18 protein-coding genes are annotated in these 25176 nt (G+C 41.0%); 8 read left to right on the forward strand and 10 right to left on the reverse strand.

Annotated features, from left to right (window positions below):
* The first annotated feature begins 161 nt into the window (after positions 1-161).
* Positions 162-3743: a leucine-rich repeat domain-containing protein gene (locus V7L01_RS21875; protein WP_335038360.1), complete on the forward strand. Its 3582-nt coding sequence runs from the start codon at positions 162-164 to the stop codon at positions 3741-3743.
* Positions 3744-3974: 231 nt separating this feature from the next.
* Here V7L01_RS21875 and V7L01_RS21880 read toward each other — a convergent pair whose 3' ends face one another.
* From V7L01_RS21880 to V7L01_RS21890, 3 genes are all read right to left on the reverse strand, one after another.
* Positions 3975-4457, reverse strand: coding sequence for a cupin domain-containing protein (locus V7L01_RS21880; RefSeq protein WP_335038362.1), 483 nt, complete (start codon positions 4455-4457; stop codon positions 3975-3977).
* Positions 4458-4793: 336 nt separating this feature from the next.
* The gene (locus V7L01_RS21885) at positions 4794-5381 is read right to left on the reverse strand and encodes a Uma2 family endonuclease (protein WP_335038365.1); all 588 of its coding nucleotides are present in this window, start codon (positions 5379-5381) and stop codon (positions 4794-4796) included.
* A gap of 71 nt (positions 5382-5452) precedes the next feature.
* Entirely contained in the window at positions 5453-6619 is a 1167-nt protein-coding gene (locus V7L01_RS21890) for an AGE family epimerase/isomerase (RefSeq protein ID WP_335038367.1), read from the reverse strand.
* A gap of 191 nt (positions 6620-6810) precedes the next feature.
* On the opposite strand from V7L01_RS21890, the gene V7L01_RS21895 reads away from it, so the two are divergent.
* Positions 6811-7710: an aspartoacylase gene (locus V7L01_RS21895; protein WP_335038368.1), complete on the forward strand. Its 900-nt coding sequence runs from the start codon at positions 6811-6813 to the stop codon at positions 7708-7710.
* Positions 7711-7770: 60 nt separating this feature from the next.
* Here V7L01_RS21895 and ilvD read toward each other — a convergent pair whose 3' ends face one another.
* The gene (ilvD, locus tag V7L01_RS21900; RefSeq protein WP_335038370.1) at positions 7771-9480 is read right to left on the reverse strand and encodes a dihydroxy-acid dehydratase; all 1710 of its coding nucleotides are present in this window, start codon (positions 9478-9480) and stop codon (positions 7771-7773) included.
* 417 nt (positions 9481-9897) lie between these two features.
* A complete protein-coding gene (locus V7L01_RS21905) occupies positions 9898-12120 on the reverse strand; it encodes a hypothetical protein (protein ID WP_335038372.1) in 2223 nt (740 codons plus the stop codon).
* A gap of 539 nt (positions 12121-12659) precedes the next feature.
* Here V7L01_RS21905 and V7L01_RS21910 point away from each other — a divergent pair.
* From V7L01_RS21910 to darG, 4 genes are all read left to right on the forward strand, one after another.
* Complete coding sequence (locus V7L01_RS21910; RefSeq protein WP_335038373.1) at positions 12660-13826, forward strand: glycosyltransferase family 4 protein; 1167 nt, start codon at positions 12660-12662, stop codon at positions 13824-13826.
* Between the two features lie 63 nt (positions 13827-13889).
* Positions 13890-15044, forward strand: coding sequence for a glycosyltransferase family 4 protein (locus V7L01_RS21915; RefSeq protein ID WP_335038375.1), 1155 nt, complete (start codon positions 13890-13892; stop codon positions 15042-15044).
* 332 nt (positions 15045-15376) lie between these two features.
* Positions 15377-15955 (forward strand): DarT ssDNA thymidine ADP-ribosyltransferase family protein, encoded by a 579-nt coding sequence (locus V7L01_RS21920; protein ID WP_335038378.1) that lies wholly within the window; start codon positions 15377-15379, stop codon positions 15953-15955.
* 3 nt (positions 15956-15958) lie between these two features.
* Positions 15959-16975 (forward strand): type II toxin-antitoxin system antitoxin DNA ADP-ribosyl glycohydrolase DarG, encoded by a 1017-nt coding sequence (gene darG, locus V7L01_RS21925; RefSeq protein WP_335038380.1) that lies wholly within the window; start codon positions 15959-15961, stop codon positions 16973-16975.
* A gap of 111 nt (positions 16976-17086) precedes the next feature.
* On the opposite strand, the gene V7L01_RS21930 is transcribed toward darG, so the two are convergent.
* Both V7L01_RS21930 and V7L01_RS21935 read right to left on the reverse strand, forming a co-directional pair.
* Positions 17087-17458 (reverse strand): hypothetical protein, encoded by a 372-nt coding sequence (locus V7L01_RS21930; protein ID WP_335038382.1) that lies wholly within the window; start codon positions 17456-17458, stop codon positions 17087-17089.
* Between the two features lie 125 nt (positions 17459-17583).
* Positions 17584-17853, reverse strand: a complete 270-nt coding sequence (locus V7L01_RS21935) for a hypothetical protein (protein WP_100900343.1) — start codon at positions 17851-17853, stop codon at positions 17584-17586.
* A gap of 413 nt (positions 17854-18266) precedes the next feature.
* Between V7L01_RS21935 and V7L01_RS21940 the strand changes: the two genes are divergently transcribed.
* Entirely contained in the window at positions 18267-19565 is a 1299-nt protein-coding gene (locus V7L01_RS21940; RefSeq protein ID WP_335038384.1) for a cation:proton antiporter, read from the forward strand.
* Positions 19566-19788: 223 nt separating this feature from the next.
* Here the strand turns inward: V7L01_RS21940 and V7L01_RS21945 are convergent, their stop codons facing one another.
* From V7L01_RS21945 to crtD, 3 genes are all read right to left on the reverse strand, one after another.
* Positions 19789-20178, reverse strand: a complete 390-nt coding sequence (locus V7L01_RS21945) for a hypothetical protein (RefSeq protein WP_335038386.1) — start codon at positions 20176-20178, stop codon at positions 19789-19791.
* A 289-nt stretch (positions 20179-20467) separates the two neighbouring features.
* On the reverse strand, positions 20468-21574 hold the full coding sequence (locus tag V7L01_RS21950) for a saccharopine dehydrogenase family protein (protein ID WP_335038388.1): 1107 nt from the start codon (positions 21572-21574) through the stop codon (positions 20468-20470).
* A gap of 321 nt (positions 21575-21895) precedes the next feature.
* Positions 21896-23413: a C-3',4' desaturase CrtD gene (gene crtD / locus V7L01_RS21955; RefSeq protein ID WP_335038390.1), complete on the reverse strand. Its 1518-nt coding sequence runs from the start codon at positions 23411-23413 to the stop codon at positions 21896-21898.
* A 328-nt stretch (positions 23414-23741) separates the two neighbouring features.
* Here crtD and V7L01_RS21960 point away from each other — a divergent pair, with 328 nt between their 5' ends.
* A complete protein-coding gene (locus V7L01_RS21960) occupies positions 23742-24368 on the forward strand; it encodes a chloramphenicol phosphotransferase CPT family protein (RefSeq protein WP_335038461.1) in 627 nt (208 codons plus the stop codon).
* Positions 24369-25176: the final 808 nt, after the last annotated feature.

Raw genomic sequence — 25176 nt, forward strand, 5'->3', positions numbered from 1 at the left:
GCGATGTCTGCGACGGGCTACGCCTACGCAAAACCTGTGTAATTCGTTTTTCCTATCATCTCAAGACATGATCGCCAAAAAATGATAATCTAGCATTTTTCTCTAATCAGTTAAGATAATCTTCATCAATCTTCTTTCCTTTTACCCTTCTCCTTGGAATTATGACGCAGGATGAGTTGTTGGTACTGATAGATCGCGCGGTGGCTGAGGCTTGGCAAGAGTTAGACTTGTCGGGACAGGAGTTGACTGAGTTACCTGTAGAAATTGGTAAGTTGAAGCAGCTTGAGTCTTTGATTTTGGGAAAGAAGGTTAAAGGTTATGAATTCATAGGAGACCGCGTTCTCCAAAAGGTTTCAGGCAACAATTTAAAAACGCTTCCTCTCGAACTATTGGGTTTGCCTAATTTGCGTAAGTTGGATATTAGTGGCAATCCTTTAGAGAGCATTTCCGATGTGGTAACGCAAATAGTGCATTTAGAGGAACTTATCTTAATTCGAGTGGAGCTAACTGAAATACCTGATGCACTTGCGAATTTAACCAATCTGACGCAGCTTGACCTCAATTCCAACCAAATAACCCAGATTCCAGAGGCGCTCGCGAATTTAACCAATCTGACGCAGCTTTACCTCCATTTCAACCAAATAACCCAGATTCCAGAGGCGCTCGCGAATTTAACCAATCTGACGCAGCTGAACCTCCGTTTCAACCAAATAACCCAGGTTATAGAGGCAATCGCGAATTTAACCAATCTGACGCAGCTGAACCTCAGTTACAACAAAATAACCCAGATTCCAGAGGCGATCGCTAAATTAACCAATTTAACATGGCTTGACCTCAATTCCAACCAAATAACCCAGATTCCAGAGGCGATCGCTAAATTAACCAATCTGACGCAGCTTCACCTCAGTTACAACCAAATAACCCAGATTCCAGAGGCGATCGCTGAATTAACCAATCTGACGCAGCTTGACCTTACTCGCAACCAAATAACCCAGATTCCAGAGGCGATCGCTAAATTAACCAATTTAACATGGCTTGACCTCAATTCTAACCAAATAACCCAGATTCCAGAGGCGATCGCTAAATTAAGCAATCTGACGCAGCTTGACCTCAATTCTAACCAAATAACCCAGATTCCAAAGGCGATTGCTAAATTAACCAATCTGACGCAGCTTGACCTCAGTTACAACCAAATAACCCAGATTCCAGAATTAATCGTTAAATTAAGCAATCTGACGCAGCTTGACCTTACTCGCAACCAAATAACCCAGATTCCAGAGGTGATCGCTAAATTAAGCAATCTGACGCAGCTTGACCTCAGTTACAACCAAATAACCCAGATTCCAGAGGCAATCGCTAAATTAACCAATCTGACGCAGCTTATCCTCCGTTCCAATCAAATAACTCAGATTCCAGAGGCGATCGCAAATTTAACCAATCTGACGCAGCTTCACCTCTATAACAACCAAATAACCCAGATTCCAGAGGCGATCGCAAATTTAACCAATCTGACGCAGCTTGACCTCAGTTACAACCAAATAACCCAGATTCCAGAGGCGATCGCTAAATTAACCAATCTGACACAGCTTGACCTCAATGACAACCAAATAACCCAGATTCCAAAGGCGATCGAAAATTTGCCGAAACTGAAAAAACTAGATTTACGGGGAAATCCCCTTCCTATTTCACCAGAGATTTTAGGATCTTCTGATGATGTTGGTTCAGTTGAAGATATTTTCAATTACTTGCGATTACTCCGTAGCGGTGAAGTGCGTCCACTCAACGAAGCCAAACTCTTGCTCATCGGACAAGGCAGCGTCGGCAAGACATCCCTCATTAAGCGACTAATCCGCAATGAATATGATGAAAAACAATCCCAAACCGACGGACTCAATGTAGAAACTTGGAATGTGCAGGTCAATAGTAAAGACATCCGCCTCAATGTTTGGGATTTTGGCGGACAGGAAATTTATCATGCCACTCATCAGTTTTTTCTGACTAAGCGCAGCCTCTATCTCTTAGTCTGTAATTGTCGCACCAGCGAAGAAGAAAACCGCATCGAATATTGGCTGAAACTAATCGAAAGCTTCGGCGGACAGTCCCCCGTAATTATCGTTGGCAACAAAAAAGACGAACAACCCCTCGACATCAACCGCAAGGCATTACGCGAAAAATATTCTAACATCCAAGCCATTATCGAAACCTCCTGCCAAGACAATATCGGCATTGATGAACTTCGCACCGCCATTTTGAAGCAAATCGCCAACCTCAAAGAAGTCTATGACCTTTTACCACTCTCATGGTTTGAGGTTAAACAACAACTCGAATCCATGCCCCAAGACTTCATCAGCTACAACCGCTACATCGGCATCTGCCACGAAAACAAAATTCCTGAAGAACAAAACCAAGATCAACTCATCGATCTCCTACATCGACTCGGCTTAGTTCTCAATTTCCGCGAGCATCCCATCCTCAAAAATACCAACGTTCTCAAACCCAACTGGGTGACAGAAGGCATTTACGCGCTCCTGAGCGATGAAACCCTCAAAACTAAAACCAAAGGCATCTTCACCCCCGACGATCTCACCCGCATCCTCGATAAAAAGCGCTACCCCACCGAGCGTCATGGCTATCTGATCGGGCTGATGAAAGAATTTAAGCTTTGCTTTGCACTAGAATGTTACCCACCACAATTTCTGATTGCGGGACTTTTGCCTAAAGACCAACCAGACGAAACAAAACTCCAAGGCGAAACCCTGGAATTTCAATACCATTACAAAGTTCTCCCCGAAAGCATCATCTCCCGCTTCATTGTCATTACCCACGAAAAAATCCATAACCAAATCTATTGGCGCAGTGGCGTAATGCTGCAATATCAAGAAAACAACGAAATCTACAACATCGCTCGGATCAAAGCCGATCCCGAAGACAAAAAAATCTTCATCACCATTAGCGGACGCAAAGAAACCCGTCGCTTATTTCTCGGCATCCTCCGCGATGTCTTCCAAAAAATCCACAACACCCTCCCCAATCTCGAAATCACCGAATGGGTTCCCGTCCCCAAGCATCCCAACCATCCACCCCTCGACTACCAAGAACTCCTCGGACTCGAATCAATGGGTGAAAGCATAATAACCATCGGCAAACTAAAATTAAAACTCGATTTACGTCAACTTTTAGATGGCTATGAATCAGTAGAATCGCGTCGAAAATCACAAAAAGGAGATAATGATTTAGATGATAGGACTACTTATGAAGATATGCGAGAAATTGCTAAACTAGCTGTCAGCAGAGAAATTAAAATTAATAATAATAATAAAGCCGAGGCAAATGCTATGTCAGAAAATCCTCAATTCACAAACAACCTTCAAGGCGCAAACATCGGCAACGTTGCCAACGAAGTCAAAGACAACGCCAGACAGCAAGCCTCTAATTTCAACCAAACAAGCGGCGCAAACATCAGCGAAATTCTGCAACTGATCGGCAACCTGCGCCAAACTGCCGCCCAATTCCCACCAGAAACCCGCGACGACATGATCATTGATATTGATGATGTAGAAGTAGAAATTCAAAAGCCAGAAAAAGAACGCAATTTACCCAAACTCAAAAAGCGTCTAGTAGCTTTACTAACTGCTGCTACTCTAGTCGCTGCCCCGATCGCAGGTATAACAGACTTTACAAACAATGTTATAGATATAGGTAATAAAGTAGGTATCGAACTAAAGCTTCCCTCTGTTAAATAGACTTTTATCACTCCAGAGGCGATCGCAAATTCAAGCTTCACAGCTATTAAAGAATAAACAAGCGATCGTTTTGCATCAATAGGTTGAAATGATTCCCGCCTTTGATTTAATGAAAATTAGAACTAGCGATCGCGGGTAAGGATGCAGATGTGGATGAGGATGGCGCAGCAGAATTTAGTTTGTAATTAATAATGAAGACACTGAGCCAGAAGAACAAGCAGATTGAAAAATTTATCTGTTTTCAGGATTAGTTAAAATAGCTTTGGGTTGATTAGCATTAAATAAAGAAGCAGACAACAGAATAATCGGCTTGTTTGTTTGGTTTTCTGCATAATGAACCATTCCGGCAGATTCAACTAAAGAATCTCCCACTGTAAGCTGTATAGTTTTCCCTTTTTGAAGAATCAATTCTGTGCCGTTAGCTTTCGTTACTTTAGCTTCTCCTTGCACAACAGTATAAGTTAAACTTCCCGCCTCTACTCGTTCAATCTGCATTCCCGGATGAGTATGAGTAGGGAGTTTTGCTCTTGGTGCGATGGTATAGCGTACAAGCTCAAGAATCTGCTTTTTATCTTGAGTAGGATAACCACTTGCTAAAACTTCACGAGTAACAGATTGAGTGTAAGTATTGGGTGAGGAGATTTCTTGGCTTTTAACAACTACACTGTCAAAAGCTAGGATAGCTAAGGGGAGAATCAGAGACAGCTTTCTCATATTAAAAATTTTTTGTTTAGGCAATACCTTTAATTAAATCATTTTGTGTTTAGTTTGCCTAATTAGTTAACTTACTAGTATTATTCAGATAGTTTTTTGAGTACATTTTGAACTTCATCTGCTCTTTCTGGATTAAGTTCAATGTACCTTTCAGCCGCTATTTTGAGATATTTTTTGAATATGTCTTTAAAATCTACTTCATTTTCATTAAGATTGCTAAGAAGACATCGAATTAGCGTATTTTAGGATAAAATTAATCATTTAAAGCATAAAGTATCAGCATTTAAACTTATTTAAGAGAATAGAAAACTTTTTTACGCGATCGCACCAACAAAATCATTCACTACCACCTTCTGGAAACAATCGATTCAAGTCTAATAATGCATCTTCAAATCCAGGAATTGCTACTGACTGGTTAGATAGAGAAATCTGCTTGCTGAGATAGCTAAACTTATTTTGAGCATTTTGATATGGCTGACTATGACGCTCAACTTGACGAGCCGATAAATTCACAATCCAGTAATGAGAAATTCCGGCTTCTGCATACAATGACAGCTTGCTTGTTTGGTCGTAATCTATTGTTTTATCCGAAATTTTAATTACTAACAAAATATCTTCTGGATAGGGATGATGAGCGAGATAATCTTCATCTCTTCCTCTTGCAATGACAACATCCGGTTCAGGCTCACTCTGATTAGGAAGAGTGATAGGATCTTGTCCGCGGATGACTGCTCGATCGCCTAATAGCCGATCCAATTGACGGCATAGGATAGAACTACAAACTGTATGAGGCGTTCCCTTTGCTGTCATTTGAATCAGTTCCCCTCGAATCAATTCAATACGATCGCCCTCTGTGAGAAATCCGAGTTCAATCAATTGATGGTATTCTGCGATCGTAAATCGCTTAGGTGTCACAACATTCATGAGACATCTTTCCAATAGTACTTGTACACTAGCAGAGATTAAACTGACTGCGTTGTTTACGGCCGCAGGCATCACAATGCCTCAAATTGCTGCCAACAAAGATACAATGCACGCGGTACGTGAAAACATCCTTTCCATTTGCCACCTTTAAGGTTCAACAATACTTCTCCACGCCGATTGAGGTAGCCAAACCACTCACCGTATTCTGAATCAGCAAAGTGTGACCAGGTGTAATCGTGCATCTTTTCATACCATTCCCAACACGCCTCGCGCCCAGTTAGGCGATAACCCATCGCTAATGCAACCAAAGACTCTACGTGAACCCACCACAGCTTTTGATCCCATTCCAATTGTTGTGGGGGATGACCATCTGCATCCATAAAATAATACAATCCGCCGTACTCACTATCCCAAGCAAAATTCAGGATGTTTAACACCACATCAACGGCTTGGTTAATAGTTTTGGTGTCGTTTTGGCGATGGGCGATGTCCATGATAAACCACATAGCTTCAATACCGTGACCTGGATTAATCAGCCTTCCCTCAAAAGAATCAATGTGGGAACCGTCAGGGGCAACATTTTCGTACATTAGCCCCCGTTCTTGGTCGAGAAAATCGCTCATCACTTCCCGGACAGTCTCAGCGAGGACATTCTCTAGTGTTTCCTTTGGCAGCAACCATTCCATTTCTAGAGTCAGGTTGGCTAGAATCATCGGTACAGCCAATGATTTCATCGGGCGTGTGCCGGGATAGGTTTTATTATATTTGCCCTTCGGGTTGTCCTTGCGGCGTAATACGTTGTTGTAAGCCTGCATCGCCACATCCTTTGCCCATTCTTCGCCGCTAGCGAGTGCATATTGACTAAATGCCATCGCCGCAAAGCAATCAGAAAAAATATTGTAAGGCTCAACCAGTGGTTTCCCTTCACGGGTGAGGGCAAAGTACCAATTACCATCACTATCTCTGCCGTGTTGGGCGAGAAAATTAGCACCATTGCTGGCAATTTTTAGCCAGTTTTCGCGCTTTTCTAGCTGGTTGCAAAGCATAGAAAAAGTCCACACCTGGCGGTTTTGCAGCCAGATGAATTTGTCTGTATCATAAATTTTACCCTCGCGATCGAGGCAAGTAAAATAACCGCCTTGCTGCCAGTCGATGGAATATTTTTCCCAAAAAGGGAGTACGTCGTTGAGGAGAGCGTTTTTGTAAAGTTCAGCGAGCGCTTGAAAATTATACTCCATAAATTTCCTCCCCTTTTGTACTCAAACTAACAGCTTAACAGTTATCATATTTTGGCTCTAATATGGAGCGTAGGCGTAGCCCGTCGTAGACATCGCGTCAGACTTTTACAAGATTTAGTCAGCAGCAGTTATACTTCTATCTTGTATCTTGCACCATTCTCAATAACCGTAGGGGAGCCAGTGAGGTTGTTATGAGTCAGATTGAACGAGTTGCGATCGTTGGGGGAAACCACGGTAATGAGTTAACAGGAATACATCTAGTCAAAAAGTTTCAGCAATATCCTAATTTAATCAACAGAGCAAGTTTTAAAACTCTGGCATTACTTGGCAATCTTAAAGCTATTGAAGAAGGTAAACGATACATTGATAAGGATTTAAATCGTTGCTTTACTAATCAAGGCTTACAAAATCCTCAACTCTCAAGTTATGAAGATACGCGGGCAAAAGCAATTCAACAAATATTGCAACCGCAAAATCAGCCCTTTGTAGATGTAATTGTTGATTTACACAGCACAACTGCCAACATGGGGTTAAGCCTGATTTTTTGTGATATGCATCCTTTTTTACTTCGGTTAGGTGCTTATTTGAGTTCTATAAATCCGATGGTAAAGGTTTTTGTTAATCAACAATCTAGAGAAGGTGGTTTTCTCCGTTCTCTGTGCGAATTGGGTTTTGTTATAGAAGTTGGTGCTGTGGCTCAGAATATTTTAAACGCTGAATTATTTCAGCAAACAGAGCAGCTTATCTATGGAATTTTAGACTATTTTGAAGGGTGCAACCAAGGTAATATTCCGCAGATAAACAGCCCGCTTACACTCTATAAATACATTAGAACTATTGATTATCCTAGAAGCGATGCCTACGACGGGCTGCACCTACGCAAGGAGATTCAAGCCATGATTCACCCCCAGCTTCAGTTTAGGGATTATGAACCTCTGAATCCAGGCGATCCAATGTTTCTGACTTTTGCAGGAAAAGATATTTTCTATGAGGGAGAGTCTACTGTTTATCCTGTTTTTATTAATGAAGCAGCTTACTACGAGAAAGGAATTGCCATGTATTTAGCTCAAAAACAACAAGAGGTAGTTTAATTTATTCGCTCTTTTAATCTTGTAGAGAGACACGATATATCGCGTCTCTACCCTTACTCCCTACTCATTAAATAAATCCAAGTCTGTGACAGCACCAACACTGCTAGAGGAGACTAACTTAGCATATTTAGCTAAGATGCCTTTTGTATAACGGGGTGGACGGGGTTGCCATTTGGCGCGACGACTGGCTAATTCTGTATCAGAAATGTTGATTTGTAACAAGCGAGCAGGTGCATCAATCGTGATACTATCACCTTCTTCGACCAGAGCGATCGCACCACCAACGGCGGCTTCGGGAGCAACGTGTCCTACTACCATCCCGTAAGTACCGCCTGAAAAGCGTCCATCAGTGATTAATCCGACTGCATCACCTAAACCCGCACCAATAAGTGCTGAGGTGGGAGCCAACATTTCCCGCATCCCAGGGCCACCAATCGGGCCTTCGTAACGGACGATAATTACATCACCGGCTTTAATCTTACCTGCAAGGATGGCATCTAAGCATTCTTCCTCGGAATCAAATACCCGTGCAGTACCAGTAATACTGGGATTTTTTACCCCGGCAATTTTTGCGACTGCTCCCTCTGTAGCCAGATTCCCTTTCAGGATGGCTAAGTGCCCTTGGGCATACATCGGGTTATTCCAAGGACGAATCACATCTTGATTGGTGGGTGGTTCATCGGAGACATCTGCTAAAATTTCGGCGATGGTTTTACCTGTGATGGTGATACAGTCACCGTGAAGTAATCCATGTACCAATAGCATTTTCATCACTTGCGGAATACCACCAGCTTGATGTAAGTCTGTAGCAACATATCTACCACTGGGTTTTAGATCGCATAAAACAGGGACACGATCGCGGATAGTTTCAAAATCATCTAGATTAAGTTCTACACTAGCCGCACGAGCGATCGCCAGAAAATGTAATACGGCGTTAGTTGAACCACCCACAGCCATAATTACAGAAATAGCATTTTCTATAGATTTGCGCGTGATAATGTGCCGGGGTAACAGTTGATTGCGAATTGCTTCTACTAATACCTTGGCTGATTCTTCAGTGCTATCAGCTTTTTCCTCATCTTCTGCCGCCATTGTGGAAGAATAGGGTAAACTCATGCCCATCGCTTCAAAAGCTGAGGACATAGTATTAGCTGTAAACATCCCACCGCAAGAACCAGCACCAGGACAAGCGCGGCGTTCTACTTCCATCAGTTCGGCGTCGTCAATTTTTCCAGCACTGTATTCACCCACAGCTTCAAAGGAACTCACAACAGTCAAGTCACGGCTGTTGTAGTGTCCGGGTTTAATTGTCCCACCGTAAACAAAGATAGCCGGGATATTCATCCGTGCCATTGCAATCATTGCCCCTGGCATATTTTTATCACAGCCACCGATTGCGATCGCACCATCCATACTCTGACCATTACAGACTGTTTCAATGGAGTCAGCAATCACTTCTCGTGACACTAGGGAATATTTCATCCCCTCAGTTCCCATCGAAATCCCATCGCTAATAGTAATTGTGCCGAACATTTGCGGCATTGCCCCAGCTAGTTTTATTCCAGCTTCAGCTATCAGTGCTAATTTATTAATCCCCATGTTACAGGGAGTAATGGTGCTGTAGGCATTAGCCACACCGACAATTGCTTTGTTAAAGTCTTCATCCTGAAAACCTACTGCACGTAGCATAGCCCGATTTGGCGATCGTTGCACTCCTTGTGTGACAAATTTACTTCTAAAATTTTCTGACGAAATTGTTTTTTCACCCATTGCTTTGACCTCGCTCAAATCTTTGTACGAGTATGATATGTATATTTTTTTAATATGTCCAATATATATTTGTTTTAAATTGAGACTTATAAGATATCAAAAATATGGAACTACGACACCTGCGCTACTTTATTGCTGTAGCTGAGGAACTACCATAATTCTTTCCGGCGTTGCTGAATCAAGGGATGATTCTTGTAGGGTGGGCGACACGAGCGCCCTGAAATACAAAGGACGGGCAAGATGCCCATCCCACAAAACTAGCAAAATCATCCCGCAAATATGCAACGCCTTCTTTCCTTATTGGAATAATCCTTACAGCCCTAACTAGGGAGTTATATCAGGTTCGGTTAAACACTTATAATATCTGTAGGTTGGGTTTCACTGCGGTTCAACCCAACCTACATAGGCTGTAAATACTCACCCCGCGAGTCGATACATAATTACTTTTCCTTTCCAATTTTCTTCTACAAATACCAGATGTTCGCCATTGGAACGACGAAAAGCGCGGATACCGTAGGGTATATCAATCCAGCCACTTTCGCTGCCAACTTCTGGGCCTGGTTTTAACTGTTGTACTTGCGCTCCCGTCTTAGCATTGTAAACATATACCTCTGCGGTTTTAACTGTCACGGCGAATACATAGTCTCCCGCTACACTGATTGCAGCTGTAGACACTTCGCGTTTGCCGGTGGTGTCGTAGGGAATCACAATTCGCCATTTGGGAGTACGATTTCCTTTACTCCAATTGTCAAAACGGGCAATTTCAGATCCAGCAACTCCAGTATCGTCGCCAAATGCGGGATGATCTACTGTGAAGCCTGACAAATACATAGTATCTGTTTGGGGGAAATATTCGAGCCGCCGCAAGTCGTTAAATATGTCGGGAGTAGTTTGCTTTTCCATCGAACTATAGCTGTAGATGGGGTTGCCTTTAGGATCTATTCCCTGTAAAGGATAGTGTCGGATAGCAGTGCCATCTTGGCTTCGCAAAGCTTTCCAAACATCTCCTTTGCTGTCTACCCACCAGCCGCCGAGATAAGAATAATCTTTGCTGCGATCGTATTCGTTCTTTTCAAATTTGCCATTACCGTTGCGATCGCGCCAGATCCATTCGCCTTGTTCTGGTTGATGCGGCGGCCAATTTCCGGTGAGAAATGGTTTATCTGCGCCATTGGTACCGACAAACATTCCGGCTGGGATGGCAACTTTGCCATCTGTGGCGGGATTAAAACGATATATTTGCAGAAAGCTGCTATACATATCTGTGAGGAACAAAAACGGCTTCCCTTGAATGCGGCGAACAAAGGTTCCATCTGGCGATGTATGCAGACGGGGATCTTGAGGATATTTGAAAGGATTTAAAGTGTAGGCTTTGTAAGTCCATTGCTTACCAGCAGGCTTACTATAGTTCATTAGATAATGTTCTTGTTTGGTGAACAAATCTACACCATCAGTTTTAGGATCGGCATCTGCATTATCGACGAATATCAATCCTAGCGATCGCCACATTAATTTTCCCGATGGCGAAAATTTCCGCAAATCTGTTCCCGATTTGTTGAAACCATTACTATTTATATAGATATTGCCTGAAGCATCTGCACCAACTCCGGTAAGCCCGTAAAGTTTCAAATCTCGAACTTCACCAGGAACTCCTGCATAAATACCGCCTTTAGAACCGAAACTACCCACCTGCACCGGCTTATCTTTGATGTCATAAATCAACATTTGCTGACGCGGGCCATTTTCTGCAACTAACAGCTTACCCTGATGATTAATAGCGATCGCAGTTGGTTCGACAATATCTGCAATCTGTTGGGGCAATTGCTTTCCACTCTGGGAATAATGTAAAATCTTCGCAGGATTAGCACCATTTTTGCTTTGAATAATCCACAGATTTTTTTGTGGATCGATAGTTATTGCTCCAGGATTGGCAACAGTAAAGCTGCGAAGTTCCTTCATCGTATCAGTATCATAAACACGAATCTGGTTACTGGCAAAATCACTCACATACAACTCGCTTCCCACAGTTGCTAATCCAGTGATTTCACTTTTAGTACTCGTAATTAACATACTTTTATCCCAGCCACGCCCTTCAGGAAACGGCGCAGGTTTTCCTGACAAGTCATAGCGTCTAACGCAGTGCCAGGTTGTTCCTTCAGGGGGGTAATCTTCTTTAGTATTGCCCCTCGATCCCTGAGTCATAGCAATGTAAATATATTTACTATTTACTGTTACAGCTTTGCCACCACCACGACTCCAGCCGTGAGTATCTCCAAGGGCACCAATAACTTTGCCATCTTTATAAATTTCTGCCTCTGTTCCCGCCTCATCCCAATGGCTATTGGTATAAACTGTGCCATCAGGTGCAACATACATTGCCTCAATATTGTTTTGTACTCGTAGATTTCCACTGCCAAAAGTGTTACCTATCCACGATGTTTTATAGGTGAGTGTAGGTGTTCCAGTTGTCGCCCAGTCTGTTGTAATTCCAATGGTAGTAACAATTACCCCAAGAGTCAGACTGAGTAAAAAGTTGAAAGTTTTACTTTTTTGTAAATATCTAATATTTAATATTTTTTTGATGTGCTGATTGAGTTTGCGACGGAGTTTTAGTAACTGCGCCAGTAATTTATTTTTCATATATTTTTTAAGCTTTTAATTATTTATATACAATCGCTTTTTCTAAAATCCGCAAAAAAATAACTATTTTGAAGTGGTTAAGATATAAGCTATGTATAGACACCACATCTGATATATAAATAGCAAGTCATTTTACATAAGCTTTACAAAGCTTACCTGATTATTTAAATTTCAGATAATATATTTGAAATATTATTCAAGGTATTATTATTTACTTAGCTTCCAATTAAAATAGTAACTATTAATACAGAAATATTCTGAATTTATTGCTTCACAGCAGCTTTTTTCTCTCCCTATATAGCATTCAGCTTCCTTAACTGAAAGGTATAATATATATCTATGTCGGTATCATATAGTTAATAAAAATACAGATTTAATTCCTTGTTGACGTTGACATATAAATAGTTTATAAATTGGTGTTCTAGAAAAAACTCTTATTGGTAATCTGTATTCAGAATTTATAGTAATTCAGGTTTGGATACAGATGTAAGGGCGCACTACTGTGCGCCTGTTTTAATATATTTATAGGAGACAGATAAGTGGAAAATAGAGAAGAAAATTTCGATTCAGCAGCATCTATTCTCACCCTTGGATTAGGCTGGTTTCCCAAAAGTCCCGGAGGGCTAGAAAGGTATATTTATGAACTAACTCATAAATTAGCAGCAAATAAAGACCAAGTTGAATTATGTGGAGTCGGTCTACCAGAGGCTGAACTCAATTCGCCAATCAAGCTGACTAATTTAGCTTCTGCTGATAGTCCGATTTGGCAAAGATTATGGTCGATTCGCACTAATTTTCAGAGAACAAGAACAAGCAAACCAGATGCTATTAATTTGCACTTTGCATTATATAGTTTTCCTATTTTAGATATTCTCCCAAAGGGAGTACCAGTTACTTTTAACTTTCATGGCCCTTGGGCTTCTGAGAGTCAGCAAGAAGTGGTTAATAAAAACCTTAGTCTTTCGATCAAACATTGGCTAATAGAACAAAACACTTATAATCGCTGCGATCGCTTCATTGTTTTGAGCAAAGCATTTGGTAAAATTTTACATGAAAAATATCAAGTACCCTGGAGCAAAATTAATATTATTCCTGGTGGAGTTGATATTAATTGGTTTCAACCAAATTTATCACCCCAGGAGGCTTGTGCAAAGCTAGGCTGGCCAAGTAATCGCCGAATAATATTTACATCACGCCGCTTAGTACATCGAACCGGAGTTGACAAATTATTGCAGGCATTGGCTATAATTAAGCCCAGAATACCAGATGTTTGGCTAGCGATCGCAGGTCGTGGTCACATCCAAGCTGCACTACAACAACAGGCTACAGAATTAGGGCTAGATGACAACGTTAAATTTTTAGGTTTTCTACCTGATGAGCAATTACCTATAGCTTACCAAGCTGCTGAATTAACTATTATGCCTAGCCAATCTTTTGAAGGATTTGGATTAGTAATAGTTGAGTCTCTAGCCTGTGGTACTCCTGTTTTATGTACCCCAGTTGGAGGAATGCCAGAAATTTTATCAGAATTTTCACCAGATTTAATTACTACTTCAACAGAAGCCTCAGCCATTGCTGAAAAATTAGAGCAAGTGCTTTTGGGAAATATCCCCATCCCTTCACGATCAGCCTGTCGCCAGTACGCCACCACACACTACGACTGGAATCAAATCGCCCAACAAGTACGGAATATTTTATTAGCTTAGACAAATAATTGTAATAGATATTAAGGGCGCTACGTGGGTCAAATTAGCTAAAATAGAGGTTTAATGAGAATTTTTTTTCTAGACCAAAGTGGTAAACCAGGCGGCGCAGAATTGTGTTTAATAGATATTGCTAAACCTTATAGCGATCGCGCTTTGGTAGGTTTATTTGCAGATGGGCCATTTAAAGATTTATTGCAGCAAAATAATATCCCAGTAGAAGTTCTCGCAACTCAAGCAATCCAAGTTCGCAAAGAAAGCAGTTTGGTACAAGGATTAAAGAGTTTGGGACAACTTGCGCCTTTGATTACGAAGGTAGTTAAAATAGCGCGTGAATACGATTTAATCTATGCCAACACCCAAAAAGCATTAGTTGTCGGAGCATTAGCAAGTTTTTTCAGTCGCCGTCCGCTAGTTTATCATTTACATGATATTCTTTCCACAGAACATTTTAGCCAAACCAATCTTCGCATTGCTATTAACCTAGCTAATCGTTTTGCATCATTAGTAATTGCTAATTCCCAAGCTAGTAAAACAGCGTTTGTGCAAGCAGGAGGGCGCTCAGATATTATCGAAGTTATTTATAATGGCTTCGAGCCAAAAAATTATCAAACTGATGAGTCTGACATTAATAAATTACAGCAACAGTTAGGTTTGCAAGGAACATTTGTAGTCGGACACTTTAGCCGTCTTGCGCCTTGGAAAGGGCAGCATATTTTAATTGATGCCCTTGCAAAATGTCCGCCAGAGGTGACAGTAATTTTAGTGGGTGATGCACTATTTGGCGAACAAGATTACGTCAAAAAGTTACACCAACAGGTTGCTGAACTGGGATTAGAAAACCGCATAAAATTTTTAGGGTTTCGTTCAGATATTCCCCAATTAATGGCAGCTTGTGACTTGGTAGCACATACCTCTACTTCCCCAGAACCCTTTGGTAGAGTGATTGTAGAGGCAATGCTATGTGGAAAACCTGTAGTTGCAGCAAAAGCTGGTGGTGTAATGGAATTAGTAGAACATGGACTTAATGGTTTTCTAATAACACCAGGAGAACCCCAGGAACTTGCACAAGTAATTATTACCTGTCTTCAAGAGACGGAAATAACTGCAACTATAGCCAATAATGCCAAGACTACTGCTAGTCGGCGTTTTGATGTTGCAATTATTAATCAGCAAATTGCCCAACTCTTATCAAGCAAGTTTAATGCTAATATGTTTTGAGTATAAATTGATGCTGAAAATATTTAGTAAGCCTGCACTAAGACTGCCATGCATAGTCTCAAAGTAAAGTCTAGGGAGCTATACATATAGCAACAAACCCTGTTAAATAATTCCCGTGTTCTCCTTCATGACAGCGCGGGATTTTCATTACAAAGTCTCACTGCCCTGTTTAACGTTTAACTCTATAGTAAGTAGCATGGAAAACCCTTAGTTAAGGTTATTATATTATCCATAAGGTCTACAACCAAGGATGAAAGAAAAAGAACACCCTCTATCCTTCAGAAAGGGGTAATTAAATATGGCAAAGGCGAATTAGTATCTATTTTAGATATATGTCTATTAAAAATCAGAAGCTTTTATATCATCTGACCTCTTTGGATAACTTGGAGTCTATCCTGACCTATGGTTTACTGGCGCGTAATGACATTATAGACTTTGATGATGTAGCTGAGTCAGACATTATTATTTTTAGGAAAGACAAGAATTTAACTCAGTACGTTCCATTTCACTTTTTTGCAAGGAATCCCTTCGATGGAAGAGTGCAGAAAAATTTTCCTGACAAACAATTTATTTATGTCTGCGTTTCTAGAGAATTTGCCAAAGAAAACAATTTTTTAATCATTCCAAAACATCCAAGAACCATGAAAAATTTAATTGTCTATGACTATTTAGAAGGCTATGAAATGATAGAATGGGATCTAATGGATAAGAGAGATTATTCAGATGACAATTGTAGGCACGTCTGTATGGCAGAGTGTCTATCACCAAGTAAAATTAGTCACACTAACTTTAGTCAAGTTTTTGTTAAAAGTAAGGAAATAAAAACTATTGTCAATCAAATATGTTTAGATATTTTAAGATATTCACCTGGTTTTTATATCAATGTTAATTCTAATATGTTTATTGATTAATTTATGTTTAAGTTTACGGTTGGGGATATTTTAGAATCTACTACAGAATGCTTGGTCAACACAGTAAACTGTGAAGGCTATATGGGCAAGGGAATTGCTTATCAATTTAAATTAAGATTTCCAGATAATAACAAAGAATATGTTAAAGCCTGTAGAAATAAATCTCTTAAGATAGGAACCTTACACTACTTTTGGGAAAAGGAAAAGTTAATCGTAAACTTCCCGACTAAGGATAAGTGGAGAGAAAAATCTAAAATTGAATACATTTATTTAGGTCTGGCAGAGTTAGTTAAATTAATACCCTCATTAAATATAAAATCCATAGCTATTCCACCATTAGGCTGTGGCAATGGTGGATTGAGTTGGAGTGACATTAAACCAATTATAATTGAGTATTTAACTCCTATTTCATATTCATTAGAAATATTAATTTATGAACCGTCTAAATACTACGCAGCAAAGAGTATAGTAGCTCCAAAGTTAAACACTTCGCATTTGGTATTGATGAATTTTAAGTTAAGACTATATAAATTTAATAAATTAAGATTACAAAAAACAGGCTATTTTATGAATTTATTCTTGGGTAGAGAGTACTTTAAATTTTCCAAGAATAACTACGGGCCTTATACTTATGCCATTGATATATTATCCAAGGATATTAAAGAATTTCAAGATTTTTATAATGTTACTACTGAGGAAGCATTGATTTTAGCAAAAACAATGCTAATTAGTGAATCAGTAGAGCAGAAACTTAAGAGTCTTAGTAAGGCTGTTGATGAAGCTACTATTTTTGTGAATGAAATTGTTGATGATAACGACCTAGAACTACTTTCAACAATTTGCTATTTGTTAGAATCGGAAGAGGCAAACTTAGAAGATATTACTATTAAAATAAAACAATGGTCTTCACGAAAGGCTGACAAGTTTACTGAAAAACATATTTTAGAAGCACTCGGTTTTTTGCAAGAAAAACGTATGATTCAAAGGAATTTATTAGGCTTATATAGTCTCATAAAATAGTAGATTTGCTCTCCTAATAAAGCATTTGTATAGTTGGGTTTACTTGGTAAACCCAACCTACGTGTGTTATGTTTTGAGTTTTAATTGAACCGTCTTGACGTATGGGTGTGATTACAAACCAACTAATTCACGAGATTCAAAATCAGAGAGTTGTTGGGCGATCGCTAATCTTGCTTCTAACTTAGCTACACTAAACTGGTTACGCAGATATTCCAAATGAGCAATGGTATTTGCTTTATCGAGAGTTAATCGAATTTGGGTGTCTATTGCTTTTTGATATTCCTGATTCACAAGCAGCACTTCAAAGCGACGAGCCTTGCGTTGAGCATCATTTTTCAAATCCATCTCAAAGGCGGCGATACGATCGGCATTGCCTTCAAATCGGTTAATTTGGTGCTGCACTGCCATCAACTGAGAGTCTATTTCATTAGCCCGTTGGGCAGCTTGTGCGATTGCAGCTGGATAATGACTCAGTTGCATCATTTAATAATTTTCCTCTCAGGTCAAATCTACTCATGATTCCGTTAGCCGCCAGACTTCGGTCTGCGGCTACACGAAGTCAGCCTGCTTATGCAGGCTTTATTTGCTGCTAAATTCTGCACTTTAGCTCAAGCCGCTTCCCGCAGTTGTGGTTGTGATGGCACACTCACTTCTGGAAATGAAAGTGAGAGTTGTTCGGCTTGAGGGACTGCGGCTTGCTCCAAAACTTGAACTTCGATATTCACGCTCACTAAATAACTGCCTGTATCAGCACCAACCGCTTCAGCAATTAATTTGGCAATGTCTGGGCGTTTGGCAGTCAGTGGGTCACGTAAAATACACCGATCCCATTCATGCTTGGCAGTCGGATTGAGGTTGAGAATGTAATGCTTCATCATCGAACTAACCCTTGAATCCATCTTCCAGAAGGTTTTCACAGAGCCGTTATACATTTGGCTAGGCTTTGTGGACGCTATCTACATTATAGTATATTTGTACTAAAATAGGCAATAATTGAGTGAGAAAGTAGGAAATATAGAGCATTTGCAGGGGCACACAGGCGTGCATTAGCGATATTCCCGTGCTATATCCCATTGTTTTAGGGGCTGTGTTTTAATCCAGACGCGAATAATCAAACTGCGATGCCTATGGCGGGCAAAGCCAACGCCAAATTTATCTATTCCCTTCTTCTCCAATTTGGTGAAATGTTTGAATCCTCAATTCAAGAAAATCTGCCTATAGGTAATTTATAACATCAAGCTATTAGAACTAAACTTACAAAGGAACGCCTAATTTTTATATAAATCGTTATATGGTAGATATCTATATTATTGACCTATTTGTGATTGGTCTACTTTTGTTGATGGTCACATTAGGATCGGGTTGGATTACTCGTTTACCTCTTTCTTTTGCCCTTATCTATCTACTAGTTGGTATTTTGCTAGGCCCTTACGCCTTTGGGCTGATTCAACTACGTCGAGATGAAGTTTTCAACGCCGAATTACTGGAAAGAATAACAGAACTTGTAGTAATTATTTCTGTTTTTAGCTGTGGCTTAAGAATTGTTCGTCCACTAAGGTTGGGGGCTTGGGATATTACGGCACGATTAATTGTATTTCTGATGCCAATTTCAATTTTTGCTCTGGCTGTTGTGGGTAAATTATTTTTAGGAATGAATTGGGGAGAAGCGATTTTATTAGGAGCAATTCTTGCACCTACCGATCCAGTATTAGCATCAGAAGTACAACTAACCGATATCAACGACAAAGATGAGTTGAGATTTGGTTTAACTTCTGAAGGTGGGTTAAATGATGCTTTAGCTTTTCCCTTCGTTTATTTTGGCCTTCATGCATTAGAAAATGATAACTGGGGAGACTGGTTTAAACAATGGATTGCGGTTGATTTAATTTGGGCGATCGCGGCTGGCATTGTTATGGGATTTGTTGTTGCAAAATCTATAGTTTGGATTGAAAAAAGAATTCAAAAACGCCGTCGTGCCGATGAGTTAATGGAAGATTTTATTGCTATCAGCACAATTCTAATAACTTATTCCTTAACAGAAATGGTGAATGGCTATGGATTTTTAGCAGTATTTGTTGCTGGCTTAGTTGTCCAACGCAGTTACAGAAATCATGATAAACCGCTAGCACAGTTAGAATTTGTTGAGCAAGTTGAAAAACTACTGGAAGTTGGGACAATTCTACTATTGGGTTCAATATTATTATTGCAACCAATGCTTAACTATGCTATGCAATCATTATTGGTGATAATTTTATTATTATTTATAATCCGACCTTTAGGAGTTTGGATTAGCACAATAGGCAAACGCCCTGTAGAATCACACCGCCGAACTTTTCATCCAGGAACTAGGTGGTTGTTTGGATGGTTTGGTATTCGCGGTGTCGGCTCTTTATATTATCTCGCCTATGCTTTTGGTAATGGCTTAAAAGGTGAAGCTGCCGAACAAATTGCTTGGATAACTTATACTACCATTGTGGCTTCTGTGATTATACACGGCATCAGCGCAACTCCATTAATGAAGTGGTATGAGCGTAATATTGCTAATCAGAGAAAGGCTAATCCTCCCGCCACAATAGATGAATTTGAGTAAAAGTAATAGAGTGTATTATGCCAATGGCTAACACACGAATTGCACTAAGATAAGCCCAAAATATTGTGTTGCCTTATTCCTAGCCTCCAGGCTGGGAACGAATTATAAATGGGCTGCTGCCTCTCATCAAGTCACTGGAGGCGGCAGCCCTTCCAAGAGCGGTTCCCAGCCTCCAGGCTGGGAACCAGTCATGGCAAGGACTATGTTTTTAGGTGTATATTTCCTATTTACCCGTCACCTTTTCAATAACTTCTTTCGCTTTTTCACCAAAACTTTCTGGGGGATTTTGTTCTTGTTCAGCCTTCAAATTCCTTTCGTAAGTTTTCTCTATAGTATTAAGGTTTTTTGAATCTTTTATTGCTTGCTCATAAGCTTCTTCTCGTTCTTCTTCTTGAACGCCAACACCTGGATCAAATTCGTTAGCACGATTAATTTTTTCTTGAGAATTTGGTTTATATTCTGGGGGTATTAGCTTTAATTCTTCAAGAGTAGTTGCATGACTAGCTTGCTGAACGAAAATGAAGGAACCTGACAAGCTGATGAAAATCATTAAACCAACAACCAAAAAGCTTGAACGTAACGCTTGCTTTAAAGTTAATAAAATTTTTTGCACAAAAAAACGCTCCTATTTTTATTTTATGAGCCGTGGTGATGTATAAAGATATTCAAGATTTTAGGCTCACAGGCATCCTAAGTGTTTAGATACAGTTTTTCCTTCTATCGCAAGATATATTAATTTTTACCTAAAGTTCAATTAATCCTATCTGAACTTTTTAGGATTTGCACTACCTATATTTTGGTAATAACCATGTCATGTTTACTTATATTGCGTTCGCCCAATAGACAAAGGCGGGCAAGATGCCCGCTCCACAAGATTGGATGATTTCTTTGTTGGAAATACCTTATAACCAACTATGATTAATTTTAATTCCTCGGTTTTGCATTACCTCTTCAAATAAATCTGTTGGTAGCGCTTCTTCCACAGCAAAAACACCTGGTTTCTTGAGTTTACCTTCTAGCAACAACTGGGCAATACTACCTGTACCGCAACCAGAAGCCTCGGCTGTATTTTCATGCACTACAGTTGAACAATAAACGGCGGTTTTACCATCTTTTTGCCCTGTAACTTCCGAACGAACTGCTACCCCAATTCCACTAAAATTATTAGTGACATCTGTCATTGAATGGCTGACATGAGAGAGAAATTCAATCATGTAACGACGTTGCATTAACCACTTAGGAAAAACGTGTGCCGCAATCCAAGTTAGGTGGTTGTAAAAATCGGGAACAGAGCCAAACTTAGTAATTACAGTTTTTACTGATGGGAAAGCTTGAGGCAGTGTAAAAGTTTCTGGCATATCAAACCAGTAAACTCCGGTGCGTCCATAGGGAGGTGGAAAATCAACTAATTCTCTTTCACTATAAGGCTTGATTATCTTCCATTTTCCATCTATCCAAGTCTCAAAAGGATACTGCAACCCAAGAAAAGTTGTCCGCATCACTGTAATGCCAGCACCGCCAGAACCGGAAACTAAATAACTTAAATGGATCTTTTCTGGTTTATCAAATTGTTCAACACCTTGGCGCACCATGCTGTTAGAAATACCAGGAAAAATACCAGTATTAATAATTGCCGTCACCCCAGCAGCAGCAGCCTGTTCGCTAAAATTAAGAGCTTTGCTGGTATAAGAACGATGGTCGCTGACATCTACATAATTAACGCCTTGAGCAATACAGGTTTCAAGAACATTAGTATCTCGATAATGAAATGGGCCAGCACAGTGGATAACTAAGTTAGAGTTTGCGATCGCATCTTGCAATTTGTCAACTTCTGCCAAGTCCAACACCAAAAACTGCACTTGTCCTCCCGAAGACAAGCTAACAGCTTTCCCAAACTCCGCAGAACGTCCAGTAATCGTAATTTGAGCCTGCGTATGGGTAGCGAGATCCTGAGCAACACTGCTACCAATCCGCCCTCGTCCACCAAGAATTAAAACGCTGTCTGTCATTACTCCAGCATTCGCGACAATAACTTAATTTGACCAGTTTTGCGTCCCCTTTGCCATCGGTTACAAGTATGACTTGCTTACCAACGAAGGAGGACTTTTGAGGCAGGGAGCAGGGGGCAGGGGACAGGGAGCAGGGAGCAGGGAGCAGGGGGCAGGGGGAAATGGCCCCATTAAGAACTGCTGTGGAATAAAGGGGGGACATGGGTTTTAGTCTCCCATTTCAATAAGCATGGTTATCGTAAAGAGCGGGAAGCTAACGTAACAAGTGGGGTTGAATGCCAATTCTTTTCTATCCCCCCTGTTCCCCTGCTCGCTTGCCTCTTATAAGTTTTGCGCCTCAATTTGCCTGACTACCGTTAGCGCCGAATAACTCACCCCAGCAGTACCTTCGCCTGGATGGGTGGAATCACCAACTAGCCACAAATTCTGGATGGGTGTACGATTGGCAAACCCAAAGGGGCCAAAGGTAGGTATTCTTTGACCTATGCCACCAACTATACCGCGATCGCGACCTGTGAAATGGGCAAAGGTGCGCGGTGTTGCGGCTTCTTGATGAATAATAGTTTCTGGTTTGAGATAGAAGTATTGAGCAAGACGAGCGATCGCTTCTTGGGTAAACTTTTCTTTTAGTCCTTCATAATCTTCAGTCTCCCACCACTGTGCAGGATCGACAAATGAAGAAGCGATAATTGTCGCTTTCCCCTCCGGTGCGCGGCCATCTCCAGGATGACTGACGGAAACAAACAGGGAATTATTCTCACCAATGGGGCCATTGACATCGTACAGAAATTGCAGGTGGGGAGGGCATTCAGGCGGAATCGCGCTGCCATCTACACCCAAATACACCACAAACGCGCCCGATGCTTGGGGCAGTTTTGCCACCCGGTTTTTATATCCAGATGGCGCTTGTTCTCCTAATAACTGCACCAAGTTTTGCACGGTGACATTGCTAACTATATGGTCGGCGGTTTCTGTCCAAACTTCGCCAGTTTTCTGATTTTTAATGACTACAGCAGTAGCTTTGCCATTCTCTACTTTGATTTCTTCTACAGTGTGGCGCATCAATAATTTGCCGCCATCTCTTTCTAAGGATTGTACCAAGCGATCGCTTAATACTTGCATACTTCCCTGGAGGTGAAACAATCCTTGGGGCAGTTGGGATACACTCAACGCTGTCGCAGCATAAAGTAATGCTGTCTGTTCTGCATCCACCTGAGAGTATAGCTTTAGTTGCAAATCTAAAAAAGTTCTCAGTCGGTGGTCATTTCCCAGTCCACATAACCGTAAAGCATCTCCTACCGTAAACAAGGTGAAGGGTACGGTAATTAATGTACTGGGACGCAACGCTTGCGCTAGCTGCCACAAATCCCATAAATTACGCGGTGGTAGCACCGGGTCGCGTCCTTGAAATTCCCAACTGGCATCAAACAAAGTTGCCATCAATTGCCAAAATGGTTCGCTACCAGGAAACTGTTTTTGTCGTTCCTCTTGCCATTTCTCTTGGTCGCGCCAGACATTAATCGGTGTGCTTTCCCCAGGCAAATACACCGCACAAGCAGGATCGCAAGGCGTTGCTGTCGGCAAATCTATTGACAATTCTGAGAAAATGCGGTGGTGAATTCCCCCTGGTTCTAACCCCGCCACCTGAGTTGCTCCCACATCAAAGGTAAATCCCTGCCGTTTAAATGTCGAAGCACAACCTCCTGGTACGAGGGCTTGATCCAAAATTAAGACGCTGTAACCTCTGTGAGCTAATAATGCTCCAGCAGTCAGTCCACCTATTCCTGCACCGATAACGATGACATGAGAGTTACTTTTGTCAATAGAAATGCTGGACATTGATTAGTTTATTTAAATTTCTTAATATTTTTACTTATAATTTTACCTTCTCTGCGCTCTCTGTGCCTACCGTACCCCTGCTCTTAAGTAAGCTACGCGCAGCCTCTGGTAGAGAAGAGGCACGGGAGCAGGGAGCAAGGGGGATACAGGATATTTGCCCTCACCTGTTGCGTTAGCTTCCCGCTCTTTACAAGAACCACTGGTGCAGAAGTGAGGTCATTTCCCCCAGCCCTCTGCCCCCTGCCTCTTTTTCAATTGCCTATTCAACGTTTTAGCCTTAACGTAGAATTGCTAACAACTATATATATTAAAGACACAAGGAGAGATGATGGGGCAGACACAGGAGCTAGGACAGATAATCATCCTGAATGGTGTCCCGCGATCGGGGAAGTCGAGCATTGTCGCAGTGATCCAAGAGACATTTGATGGAGTGTGGATGAACTTGGGTGTTGATAGGTTTATGCAAATGACTCCTGCACGATACCTGCCTGGGATCGGTCTGCGGCCAGGGGGAGAACGCCAGGACATCGAACCCCTTGTTCCCATTCTGTACAGCGCCATGTATGAGTCCATCGCCGCCCACAGCCGCTTGGGTGTAAATGTCGTGGTAGATGTCGGACACCATGATGCTTATGCAATCCCACGGGGCATTCTCGCCGATAGTGCCCGGCGTTTGAACGGATTGCCGGTCTTGTTCGTAGGCGTTCTTTGCCCCATTGAAATCATTATGGAACGGCGACAAAAGGCGGGGGAGAAAGTAGGAAGTACAGCCGACTCGTCGATACCACAGCCGATTCAGTTATGGCAACGTGAGGTTCACATCCCTGGCATCTACGATCTTGAAGTCGATACCTCGTTGTTAACCTCAGGTGCGTGTGCCGAGGTGATACGCCAGCACCTTGCAGATATTCCAACGCCGTCGGCATTCCAACGACTTGCTGCACAGCATACTTAAGCTGTAGTTATCAATAATATTGCAACTGTAACGGTTCCATAATTTACGGAAGCAGTATCACAGCTTACGGGAGCGGTCTTTCAATTTATAGGAGCGATATTACAACTGACGGGAGCGATATCACAACTTACGGAAGCAATATCACAACTTACGGGAGCGGTTTACTTTGCAACATTACTCACTAACACGCAGTTTATGTATGCTATTACAAGGTTTGAACTCCAGAACTGTAACTGAGATGACTGCTCAATATTGAGACGATATTCGTCAGGCTGTGCGCTAAAAAATTGTTAAACGTCAAGAGCAAAATCATCGCTAAAAGCCTAATCAAAGTTCCCTATTTGCCAGTTCCTTTTTGAGGATTGCTGTATATGAACAATCAATTGTATGAACAAGATTTTAATCTTTGGCGACAGAGCATTATTGAGCAGATTAAAGAACATCGTTTCAAAGAAAGTAAATAAGCTAAATTAGGAGTGAGAAAACTAAGGGACGCAGAATATCCTCTCGATTGTCTTTTTCTGATAGAACAGTTATTAGATGAAGATTTTTATAGAGACAGTGATTAACAGTTATTAGTTGTGTTCCATAGTTAAGTTACACAAAAGAATTATTGTAAAAACGGAAACATTATATTACGTAAAAGATGGTGGTGCTGGAACACAGTCAGAGGATGTAATAATTTATTTGTCTCATTGCGTCTTCTTTCACCTTTTGCGTCTGGCCGACTCCCCCAATCGACCTTTGCCAAATTGGCGTGAGATTATTGTATGTTTATTACTACAATTACTATTGATGCTAGATAATG

It is taken from the genome of Nostoc sp. (assembly GCF_036917095.1).
In the GTDB taxonomy this organism is placed as follows: Bacteria; Cyanobacteriota; Cyanobacteriia; order Cyanobacteriales; family Nostocaceae; genus Nostoc.